The following is a 10588-nucleotide window of genomic DNA, read 5'->3' on the forward strand; positions in this document are numbered from 1 at the left end:
ACCCCACCCTGCCCTTCCGCACACGCGCCAACGCTTCCACGGCCAATCCCACCCCGGCATCCGGTCGGGAGCGCAGCCGTCGGCCCGTCGTACGCCGTCGGGCCGTCGGCGTTCCGAGCCGCTCCGCTTTCCAGGCGCTTCTGGACGAGGCGGATCGGGAATTGGTGCACGGCGACGCAGGGTCGCGTGCGGAGCAACTCGACGCGATGCTCAACGAGGTGCGGGGCCCCTGGGGACCCTGCGATCCGGATGTCGTACGAGCCCGCCTGCTGTGTGCGGACCGGCTGCGGCACACCGGTGACTGGCCAGGTGCGGGCGGACGGTACCGGACGCTGACGCGCGACCTCGACGGAGCCGAACCAGGGACGGCGGAGCACGATCGGTTGCTGGAGGCCAGGATCGGGGTAGCGGAGTGCATGGTCCCAGAGGAGGACAGTACGGACCGTGCCTTCCCTCTCTGGGAAGACGCCGTCCGGCACTTGCACGTTCTGCTGCCCTCGCCGCCACAGCGAGTGGTACGGCGGGCCCGGGAGTCCGGCGAGGAATTCGCCGAGTGGGGCCACCGTGCGGCCGTGGAGGCACTGCTGGACGGGCTGCCGCCGAACTGACCCGAGCCCTAGCGAACGGCCTCGGACGCCAACGCATCCGCGCAACGGCATCGGGCAGGAGCCTCGGTTCCTCATCAGGAGGGCGGAAACCTGCCCTCACTCCGTGCCGATCTGCCCCACCGCCAGCAGCTCGGACAGCGTCCCGCTCAACGCGCCCGACACCGACGACAGTTCCGCGGCAGCCCGCTCGAACTCGACCAACTGCCGGTGAATCGCTCCGTACCGTCGCTGCTCGTCGATCGGCAGCCGCAGTGCCCTCAGGCGCCGTACGTCCACACGTGAACTGACCGATGCGTGCGTGCCTGCCTGGCGCGCGTTGAACCGCACTCGCAAGCAGGCCGCGAGGAACCACGGGTCGAGCCGCTCCGGATCCACGCGCAGCCGTTGCAGATGAGGGCCGAGAACGGTCGGTGCCGAACTCTCGACCCAGGCGTCGAACTCTGTGAACGTGGTGACGACCACGATGTCCCCGAAGCCGGTGACGGTCAGCTCCCTCTCCCGCTCCCCTCGCTCCACGTCGTCCGCGGCCATCCACCACTGTTCACTCTGCCCCTCCCCCAAGTGCCCGGTCATGAGCACCGGAACACCGTGGTCAGGGCGGGGACCACGACGTAGTGCCCCCTCGGGCAAAGCTCCGCCCTGCGTCAGCACGACGGCGTCGGCAGCCTCCAACTCCCCCACGTTCACGGCCACTCGCGCCTGAAGCGAGTGCGCCGAGGCCAGGGGCCGCAACGCCTGCCCGGCGTCGCGCACTGCGACCAGCGCATGGTCGAAACGGGCCCAGGATCTGCTCAGTTCGACGGCAGACGTGTCAACAGCGGGTGGCACGTGGCGGGCAGGGGTGAGGTCCGTCTCCTCCCCCAAGAGATCCACCACCGGCACCTTGACGACACCAGGCGGGCCATCGCCCCTCAGAGCGGCAAAGACCCGATCCTGCAGCCCGTCCCAGTCGACAACCTGGCTGCCGCCCTCGGTCGGTGTGTGACGGCAGTCCGCCGCATCGACCAGCAGAACACGTCCTTCACCCGGGCTCGCGTCCGCCGCGCGAAGAACCCAGAGCTGAAGCCCCACCCCATAGGGCGGTGCGGCACCAGGCGGCAGAGCGACCACTGCTTGCAGCGATCCGGCACGCAGTAGCCCGGCCCGAATCCGGCGCCCCGCCCGACGGGAGGCCACGGCAGGCGGCAGGAGGACAACTGCTACTCCGTCCTCGGCCAGAGCAGACACGACATGCTGCACCCAGGCGAGTTCCGACTCGGTGCGCGGCGGATGACCGAAGAGCCAGCGGCGGTCCGTGGCCAGCTCGGCATGGCCCCAGTCCCGTTCGTTGGCAGGCGGATTGGACAAGATGACGTCCGCGCGAACACCAGCGCCGGGGTCGTCACGCAAGGTGTCAGCAATCGTGATCTCAACCTGCTCGTGCCCTGCGGCCAGGGCCAGTCGAGCCGCCGCGAGCCGCCCAAGGACGGGATCGATGTCAAACCCCGTGAGCCACAGCGGCTCCCGCGCCGACCAGTGCCGAGCGGAGGCCAGGAGCAGCGTTCCCGTGCCGCAGGCCGGATCCGCCACGCGCCGCACTGGTCGTCCCTCGCGGGCTGCATCGGCGAGTGCCGTCATGAGGTCCGCGAGTGAGACAGGTGTCGTGGTGATCTGCCGGACATGAGTGCTCAGCCAGCGCTCCAACAGAACACGGAACGCTTCCGCGCCGCCGACGGTCAGTCCTGCCCGCATGACTTCATCCACCAAGCGGAGTTCGCCGGGGAACAGTTGAGGCACACTATCCGGCCAGGGAGGCGATGCCGCGGGGGAGGCAAGCCGCAGACCCGCCTCGGCGATGACCAGTCCCATGCGGTCTCGGTCGCCGAGTGCCTCAATGTGGGGCCACAGCCGATCGAGAGCCCCGGTGGAGGCGCGCAGCTTGCCATGGGCCAGCAGCCACTCCTCGACTGTGTCGAGTGCGAACTGTGGGCTGGCGTCACTTCCCCCGACAGGGACGGGAAAGTCTTCGAACCGCCGTCGCCAATTGCTGACCGCCGCGCGCCCCACGCCGGCGAACCGAGCGATCTCGGCGAGCGTCACCAGAACCCGCTCATCACGCTGCGTCATGTTGCCCTTCCTGAAGCCGACCCCTGCCATGCCGCCTGGCACGGCCAACCCCCGCATACCTCATGGCGGATTGATTGACTGAGTTTTCAGTTTACTGGGAACGTTTCAGCCAAGGTCAGGCTGCAGCGGTGCGACTGAGCGCGTCACTTGGCCACTCTGACCTCAGACAAGGGCACAGGCCATCAAATTCAGCGCAAATCACTTCATAAATAGGCGCCACCAAGTCGACCTCCATGGACATAAGCCCCCAAAAGGGGTAGAGGCAGACGAGCCGAGCTATACGCCGGGTTCTGTGTCCGGGAGGACCTCACGATCCTCCCGGCGACGGCCATCCATCTAGGACCGGTGTTGCCACCGGCCTCGTGCGGTCTACCCGCGGACTCGGGCGGGCAGCCCTCGAACGTCCGCGCAGGAGCCCCGTTCCATTCCTAGGAAGGAACTCCCTTTTGACCTTGCTCCGGGTGGGGTTTACCTAGCCGCCTGAGTCACCTCAGGCGCTGGTGGTCTCTTACACCACCGTTTCACCCTTACCCGGCACCGAAGCGCCGGGCGGTCTGTTTTCTGTGGCACTGTCCCGCGGGTCACCCCGGGTGGCCGTTAGCCATCACCCTGCCCTGTGGAGCCCGGACGTTCCTCGGGAAGTCCCCCTAGGGGCACTCCACGCGGCCGTCCGCCCGGCTCGTCTGCCGTGTCGACCATGCTACCGGGCGGCCGCCGCCCCGCGGACCGGTGGCCGCCGTCGCCAGTACCGACCCGGCCAGGATCAGCGTGAAGGCCACCGCGATGCCCACCGTCAGGCTCTCCCCCAGGAACAGCGCGCCCGCCGCCACCGCGACCGCCGGGTTGACGTACGTGATCACCGTCGAGCGGGTCGGGCCGACCTCCTTGATGAGTTCCAGGAAGGCCACGAACGCCACCGCCGTGCAGATCACACCCAGGCCCGCGAGAGACGCCAGGACCTGAGCCGAGGGCACCGTGGACGGCCACGTCATCGCCGCTGCCGGCGCGTACACCACCGCCGCCAACGCCAGGCACGGGGCGGTCAGTTGGAGGGTCGGGACGTCCTTCAAGTAGCGCGCCGCTATCAGCGGGGCCGTCGCATAGCCCAGCACCGTCAGCAGCACCTCCGCCAGCGAGCGCGCGTCGCCGCCCGTCAGGTGCGGGACCGTGAGGACCGTGACCCCGGACAGGCCCAGGGCGAGGCCCGCCACCCGTCGCGCCCCCAGCCGTTCCGCGTCGCCGAAGAACCTCGCCGTCACCACGCCCACGATCGGTACGCCCGCGATCAGCAGTCCCGCCGTAGAGCTGGACAGGTGCCGTTCCGCGTCCGTCAGCGTGAACCACGGGCCGATGATCTCGATGCACGCGAAGGCCAGCATCGGGCGCCAGTGCGCGCGGACCGTCCCGGCCAGGCCGCCTTGTCGTAGCGCGAAAGGCAGCAGGAGTACGGCGCCCAGGGCGCAGCGGGTGAAGACGACCATGGACGGGGACAGCGGGGCGTCCACCGCCACCTTGATCATCAGGTAGGGGATGCCCCAGACCACTCCCATCAGGGAGAACAGGAACCAGCCGCGTGCAGTCATACGGCGAGTCTGCGCCGACCCCTCATGGGGAGTCTTGAACGCTGTTGCGGTACGCCGCCGGCGTCACCCCCAGCACCCGCCTGAACCACCGCGTCAGATGCGCCTGGTCCGCGAAGCCCACCTGTGCCGCCACCTCGGCGGGCCGCCCGCCCGCCTCCAGCAGACCGCGCGCCCGGGTCACCCGGTACTGGGCGAGCCAGGCGTACGGCGGTATCCCCATCGTCGTACGGAAGGCTCGGAGGAGTTGGTAGCGGGACAGGCCGAAGTCTGCCGCCAGACAGGAGAGCGACGGTGGGGTCAGCAGTTCGTCCGCCAGGCGGTCCCTCACCGCGTGGGCCACCCAGGCCGCGCCCGGGATCTCGTCCGGTGCCGGGCTCGATGTGGAGTGGCGGCGGGCGAGGGCCGTGAGGAGCCACGGGAGGCGGGACTCCGCCTCCAACGGATCGGGGCAGGCGCTGAGTTGGGTGTGCGCCGCGCGCAGTGCCACGGCCAGTTCGGGGTCGTCGAGGAGCGGCTCGCGGAAGTGCGGGAGGGCGGCGCCGAGGATGCCGTCGGTGAGGAGGGCGGGGTCGGCGTAGAGGGCTCGGTAGGCGTAGCCGTCGGTGGTGGTGCCCGGGCCGCCGGTGTGCATTTCGCCGGGGGCGAGTACGACGATGGAGCCCGGGGTCGTACGGATGCGGCCGCCGCGGTAGTCGATGAGTTCCGAGCCGCCGACGCAGACGCCGATCGTGAACTCCTCGTGCGCGTGCGGGGCGTAGACGTGCCGGTCGAAGCGGGCCGTCAGGAGGTCGAGCGGCGGGCCGCAGCGGCCCAGTCTCGCCCTCGTCCACAGGGCCTGCTCACGTGCGCTCACCGGCCGCACCCCCTTCCCTCCACAGAGTGCAACGCGCCGGGGCCGCGTGTCACGCCGGGGTGAGCGCCCGTTCCAACGCGTCGAAGGCCGCGCAGATCCGTGCCCGATGGTCTGCCACGAGTCCTTCCGCGCCCTCTCCCGCGAAGACGCGGCGCGCGGTGGTGACGTAGACCGTGCGGTACGCGGCGACGGTCAGGGCCGCGGTCAGGGCGGGGTCGGGGGTGTCCGGGGCGGTCTCGGTGAGGGCGGTGGTCAGGGCGTTCTCGATCTCCTCCAGGGCTTCGCGGCCCCGGGCGCGCAGGGCGGGCGAGTCGGCCACGACCTCCCAGAAGTCCGGGAATCCGCTGTCGGGGCCGGCCAACGGGTGGCGCCGGTCGAGGAGTTCGAGGGCGAGGCGGCGGAGCGCGGCGAGCGGGGTCTCGCCGGGGGCGCGGTCGCGTACGGCCCCGCTGAACATCTCGACCGCCTCCGGGATGCGGTCGAGGAACAGGTCCTCCTTGCGCGGGAAGTAGTTGAAGACGGTCATCGTCGACACCTCGGCGGCCCGCGCGACCTCCGCCACCGACACCTGGTCGAAGCCGCGCTCCCGGAACAGCGCCGAGGCGACGTTCGAGATCCGTTGCCTCGTCGCCCGCTTCTTGCGCTCTCTCAGCGGCAGCTCGGCCGCGCCCTTGGTCTCGTTCACGCTCTCGTACCTGCTCTCGCTCACGAGAACAGTGTAGCCAACATAATTTTTTAGTTACTACACTTAGGTCATGAACACCGACACGAACTACGACGTCGTCATCGCCGGAGCCGGGCCCATCGGGCTGCTGCTCGCCTGTGAGCTGCGGCTCGGCGGGGCGCGGGTGCTGGTCGCGGAGCGGCTGGCCGAGGTGGACGAGACCATCAAGGCGGGCGGGATCAACACCCTCACCGCCGTCTCTCTCTACCGGCGGGGGCTGCTGCCCGCGCTGACCGAGGTGCAGGTCGAGACGGCGAACGGCATGAAGGAGTTCCTGCGGGCACAGAGCGGCGGCGAGGGGGCCGCCCCGCCGCCGAAGTCCGCCGGGCACTTCGCCGGCATCACCCTGCGGGCCGATCTCCTCGACGCGTCGGACCCCGCCTTCGCGGAGGTCGGCCCGCCCGGCGAGGTCGGCCGGTTCGTCCCGCAGGCCCCGTTGGAGCGGCTGCTCGGCCGGCGTGCCGACGAACTCGGCGTCGAGGTGCGCAGGCAGGTCGAGTTGACCGGCTACGACGCCGACGCGGACGGCGTGACCGTCCACCTCGCCCCTACGGACGGCTCCGCGCCGCAGACCGTCCGGGCCGGCTGGCTGGTCGGCTGCGACGGCGGCCGCAGCGTCGTCCGCAAGCTCGCCGGGATCCAATTCCCGGGCACCGCACCGGAGATCACCGGCTACCAGGCGATCGCCGACATGACCGGCACCGAGGGGCTGAGCAAGGGCTGGAACGCCACCGGCACGGGGATGTACACCTACGGCCCGATGCCGGGACGGATGGTCTCCATCGAGTTCGACGGGCCGCCCGCCGACCGTCAATCCCCGGTCACCACCGAGGAGTTGCAGGCCGCCGTGCGCCGCGTGACCGGAGTCGACGTCACCGTGCACACGCTGCGCACGGCGACCCGGTTCACCGACAACTGCCGTCAGGCGGACACCTATCGCTCGGGCCGGGTGCTGCTCGCGGGCGACGCGGCGCATGTGCACTCGCCGTTCGGCGGACAGGGGCTCAACCTCGGTGTCGGGGACGCGATGAACCTCGGCTGGAAGCTCGCCCTGGTGGTGAGCGGCCGGGCCCCGGTGGACCTGCTGGACACCTACACCGCGGAACGGCATCCGGTCGGCGCCTGGGTGCTGGACTGGACGCGCGCCCAGATCGCGGTCATGCGCCCCGACGCGCACGCCCGTGCCCTGCGCGGGATCATCAGCGACCTCGCGGGGACGACCGACGGCACGACGTACTTCGTCAAGCGGATCTCCGGCGCCTGGCAGCGCTACGACCTCCCCGGCGACCACCCGCTGACCGGCCGCAGCGCCCCCGACCTCGAACTCGCCGACGGCAGCCGGCTCGGCGACCACCTCCACACCGGCCGCGCTCTCCTCCTCGACCTCGCCGACGACCCCGAACTCCGGGCCCGCGCGGCCGGTTACGAGGGCCTGGTCGACGTCCTCACCACCGCCTGCCCCCAACACCCGGAACTGGCCGGGCTGTTGGTGCGCCCCGACGGGTTCACCGCCTGGGCGTCGGACACGGACGGCGCCGAGGACGACCCCTCGGAGGCACTGCGGCTGTGGTTCGGCGCGCCGCTTGGCGCTTGACACTGCCGCGACGTCAGCATCTGCACTGACCCCATGAGGACCAACTGGGCAGGCGGCGGGCGGGTGTTCGGGTATGCGCGGGCGCGACGGGCCCTGGTGGCCGGGTCGGCGCTCGCGTGCGTCCTGGAGACGCTCACCATGTCGGTGCTGCTGCGGGACTCGCCGGTGTTCCACCAAGTGGTGCCGGTCCTGGGCCTGTTCGCGGTCGCGTCCGTCGCCGCCCTGCACGCGGCCGCCGTCGCCCGCCCGCACCTGATGGACGACGAGGGGCTACGGCTCCGACGGGCCGCCCGCGCGGACGTGATCGTCCCGCTGGGTCATATCGCCTCCGCCGGGGGCGAGTTGCGGGTGGCCCGGCGCCGGTCCGACGGCGAACTCGACCTCCCCGTCGGCTTCCGCACCTCCGTCACCCTCCAACTCGCCGAGCCCGTCGCCCACTTCACGCTCCTCGGCCGACGGCGGGAGGTCGACACCGTCCGTTTCCACGCCGACGACGCCGACCGCGTCGTAGAGACCCTTCAGAGGCACATGGAAGCGATCAGGCGGGCGCGAACCGTACCTTCGACGTCCCCGGGTCCGCCTGGGTGAGCCGGACCCGTAGCCGTTCCCCCAACGGCAGCGGGGTCGTGCCGCCTTCGAGGCGGGCGACGACGGCCGGGGTGTCCAACTGCACCTTTCCCACGGTGGGTTGGCGTTCCTCGACGTCCACCACATAGCCGTGGAAGAGGTCGCCGACGCGGTCCTTGAGCAGCGCCGCCTCGACGATGTCGACGCACTCGCGCTCGACGGTGCCCGCGAGGCGGGTGCCGTCGGCCATCTGCTTGGGGAGGGCGTCGAGGCCGGCCAGGACCCAGGCGGGTGGGTTGCCGGGGGCGAGGCAGAGTTCGGAGGCGTAACGGTCGACGAGCCGTCGTAGGGGCGCCGTGCAGTGGGTGTAGGGGGCGGCCACCGCCGCGTGGGTGGTGACGGGCGGGAGGTCGCCGTCCCGGAAGACCGTGTAACCGGCGCCGCGCAGCAGGGTCGTGCACTCCTGGAGGAAGGCAGCGTGGTGCGGGAGGTGCGGGTCGAGGGAGCGGATGAGTTCGGCGTACGACATGTGGTGCGGCCAGTCGATGTGCAGGGCGTGCGCGGTGCGGTGCAGGCGGGCGACCGCACCGTCGGGGGCGGTGGGCAGGGTACGCAGGACGCCGGTGCCGTGCGTGAGCATCAGGTCGGCGGCGGCCATGCCGGCGAGGAGGGAGATCTGGGCGTTCCAGCCGTCGGCGGGGAGCGGGGCGCGGTAGGCGAGTTCGTAGGTGTGGTCGCGCTCGACGATCTCCTGCTCGGGCACGTTGAGGGAGATGCCGCCGCGCTCGACCTCCAGGCGTTCGCGTGCCTCGCCGATGTCCTTCAGCAGCGCGAGCGGCTCCTCCGCGGTGCCCGCGTCGATGCGCCGCTGCGCGGTGGCGTAGTCGAGTTTGGCCCGGCTGCGGACGAGCGCGCGGCGGACGTCCACGGCGGACGTACGGCCGTCCGCGTCCAGGTCGATCGTCCACAGCACCGCTGGCCGGGTCACGTCCGGCAACAGGCTCGCGGCGCCCTCGCTCAGCAGGGGCGGGTGCAGCGGGGTCTTCTCGTCGGGAAAGTAGAGGGTGGTCACGCGGCGGTGGGCCTCCGCGTCCAGCGCGCCGCCGGGGACCACGAAGGCGCCGACATCGGCGATCGCGTACCGGACCCGGAAACCGCTCCCCCTACGGGACAGGTGCATCGCCTGGTCCAGGTCCATGGACGTGGGCGGGTCGATGGTGAAGAAGGGGATGTCGGTCGCGTCCTCGGCGGGCGGCACCGGGGACTTCGCCGCCCGTTCAGCCTCCGCCAGTACCTCCGGCGGGAAGCTGTCGGGCACGCCGAGTTCGGTGCGGAGTGCGGTGAGGGCGGCGCGAAGCGGGGCTTCGGGGGCGCCGGTCACCCGGATACGGCGGCTGGGCATGACACGAGCGTAGGCACAATCCGCAGACCCGCACCCTTTACGCTGGCGCAAGCCCCCCCACGTGAGCCAGATGTTCCCTAAGGAGAAACCCGCCGTGCTCGTCCTGCTGCCGCCGTCCGAAGGCAAGGCCTCCTCCGGCCGCGGTGCCCCTCTCAAGCCGGAATCGCTCTCGCTCCCGGGACTCGCCGACGCCCGCGCGGCCGTACTCGACGAACTCGTCGACCTGTGCGCGGCCGACGAGGACAAGGCACGCGAGGTCCTTGGGCTCAGCGAGGGACTGCGCGGCGAGATCGCGAAGAACGTCGACCTGCGGACGGCCGGCGCACGGCCCGCCGGGGAGATCTACACGGGTGTCCTCTACGACGCCCTCGACCTGGCCTCGCTGGAACCCGCCGCGAAGAAGCGGGCCGCGCGCTCGCTGCTCGTGTTCTCCGGGTTGTGGGGCGCGGTGCGGGTGACGGACCGGATTCCGTCGTACCGCTGCTCGATGGGGGTACGGCTGCCCGGGCTCGGCGCGTTGGGCGCGCACTGGCGGACCCCGATGGCGGCTGTGCTGCCGGAGGTCGCCGGGGCGGGGCTGGTGCTGGATCTGCGGTCGTCGGCGTACGCGGCGGCTTGGAAGCCGAAGGGGGAGGTCGCGGGGCGGACGGCGACCGTACGGGTGCTGCACGCGCCGACGCGGAAGGTCGTCAGCCATTTCAACAAGGCGACGAAGGGGCGGATCGTGCGGAGTTTGCTGACCTCTGCGGGGGCGCCGGGGACGCCGGGTGAGCTGGTGGAGGCGTTGCGGGACTTGGGGTACGAGGTGGAGGCGGAGGCGCCTTCGCAGGCGGGGCGGGCTTGGGCATTGGATGTGCTGGTGGACGAGATCCACTAAGGGTTTTCGAGCGTCACTGGGCGCCTTCGAGCGCTCGCGTTGCAGTGTGCGCAATGGGCTTTGCGTGTGGTGCATCGGCTCGGCAGGATGAGGGCATGTCTTCCTCGCCGTGGCCTTCCTCTGGCCTGCTCGATCTCGCGCCCGTGCTGCCCGTCGTCGTCATCGAGGATGTCGCCGATGCGGTGCCGCTCGCGCGGGCGCTGGTGGCGGGTGGGTTGCCGGCGATCGAGGTGACCTTGCGGACGCCGGTCGCGCTGGAGGCCTTGCGGGCGAT

8 protein-coding genes, 1 other RNA gene and 2 pseudogenes are annotated in these 10588 nt (G+C 71.1%); 5 read left to right on the plus strand and 6 right to left on the minus strand.

Translation table 11 applies throughout. The features are described 5' to 3' along the window. The coding region (locus tag AC31A1_RS37265; RefSeq protein WP_489657542.1) for a hypothetical protein at positions 1-608 on the plus strand (608 nt) is incomplete at its 5' end. 96 nt (positions 609-704) lie between these two features. Here AC31A1_RS37265 and AC31A1_RS37270 read toward each other — a convergent pair. From AC31A1_RS37270 to AC31A1_RS37290, 5 genes and pseudogenes are all read right to left on the minus strand, one after another. Further along, complete coding sequence (locus AC31A1_RS37270) at positions 705-2714, minus strand: N-6 DNA methylase (RefSeq protein WP_489657543.1); 2010 nt, start codon at positions 2712-2714, stop codon at positions 705-707. Between the two features lie 263 nt (positions 2715-2977). Next, positions 2978-3396, minus strand: an RNA gene (gene rnpB / locus AC31A1_RS37275) — RNase P RNA component class A. A 118-nt stretch (positions 3397-3514) separates the two neighbouring features. Then, a pseudogene (locus tag AC31A1_RS37280) lies at positions 3515-4297 on the minus strand (DMT family transporter); the annotation flags it as partial. Between the two features lie 22 nt (positions 4298-4319). Next, positions 4320-5150 carry a helix-turn-helix domain-containing protein gene (locus AC31A1_RS37285; protein WP_489657544.1) on the minus strand — a complete coding sequence of 277 codons (831 nt, stop codon included), beginning with the start codon at positions 5148-5150 and terminating at the stop codon, positions 4320-4322. Positions 5151-5199: 49 nt separating this feature from the next. After that, positions 5200-5859, minus strand: coding sequence for a TetR/AcrR family transcriptional regulator (locus tag AC31A1_RS37290; RefSeq protein WP_489657545.1), 660 nt, complete (start codon positions 5857-5859; stop codon positions 5200-5202). A gap of 46 nt (positions 5860-5905) precedes the next feature. Here AC31A1_RS37290 and AC31A1_RS37295 point away from each other — a divergent pair, with 46 nt between their 5' ends. Then, positions 5906-7468 carry an FAD-dependent monooxygenase gene (locus AC31A1_RS37295; protein ID WP_489657546.1) on the plus strand — a complete coding sequence of 521 codons (1563 nt, stop codon included), beginning with the start codon at positions 5906-5908 and terminating at the stop codon, positions 7466-7468. A gap of 33 nt (positions 7469-7501) precedes the next feature. Continuing rightward, positions 7502-8056, plus strand: a complete 555-nt coding sequence (locus AC31A1_RS37300; RefSeq protein WP_489657547.1) for a hypothetical protein — start codon at positions 7502-7504, stop codon at positions 8054-8056. Here the strand turns inward: AC31A1_RS37300 and AC31A1_RS37305 are convergent. Next, positions 8007-9437: an RNB domain-containing ribonuclease gene (locus AC31A1_RS37305; protein WP_489657548.1), complete on the minus strand. Its 1431-nt coding sequence runs from the start codon at positions 9435-9437 to the stop codon at positions 8007-8009. The two genes, AC31A1_RS37300 and AC31A1_RS37305, sit on opposite strands and share 50 nt — an antisense overlap. Positions 9438-9531: 94 nt before the next feature. Here AC31A1_RS37305 and yaaA point away from each other — a divergent pair, with 94 nt between their 5' ends. Then, the gene (gene yaaA / locus AC31A1_RS37310) at positions 9532-10314 is read left to right on the plus strand and encodes a peroxide stress protein YaaA (protein ID WP_489657549.1); all 783 of its coding nucleotides are present in this window, start codon (positions 9532-9534) and stop codon (positions 10312-10314) included. A 95-nt stretch (positions 10315-10409) separates the two neighbouring features. Next, a pseudogene (locus AC31A1_RS37315) lies at positions 10410-10588 on the plus strand (keto-deoxy-phosphogluconate aldolase); the annotation flags it as partial.

The sequence above is a fragment of the Streptomyces sp. P5F9 genome (assembly GCF_057961495.1).

Coding starts and splice junctions, on each gene's coding strand:
- AC31A1_RS37270 (WP_489657543.1), bottom strand. CDS start 2,714: ATGACGCAGCGTGATGAGCGGGTTCTGGTGACGCTCGCCGAGATCGCT.
- AC31A1_RS37300 (WP_489657547.1), top strand. CDS start 7,502: ATGAGGACCAACTGGGCAGGCGGCGGGCGGGTGTTCGGGTATGCGCGG.
- AC31A1_RS37295 (WP_489657546.1), top strand. CDS start 5,906: ATGAACACCGACACGAACTACGACGTCGTCATCGCCGGAGCCGGGCCC.
- AC31A1_RS37305 (WP_489657548.1), bottom strand. CDS start 9,437: ATGCCCAGCCGCCGTATCCGGGTGACCGGCGCCCCCGAAGCCCCGCTT.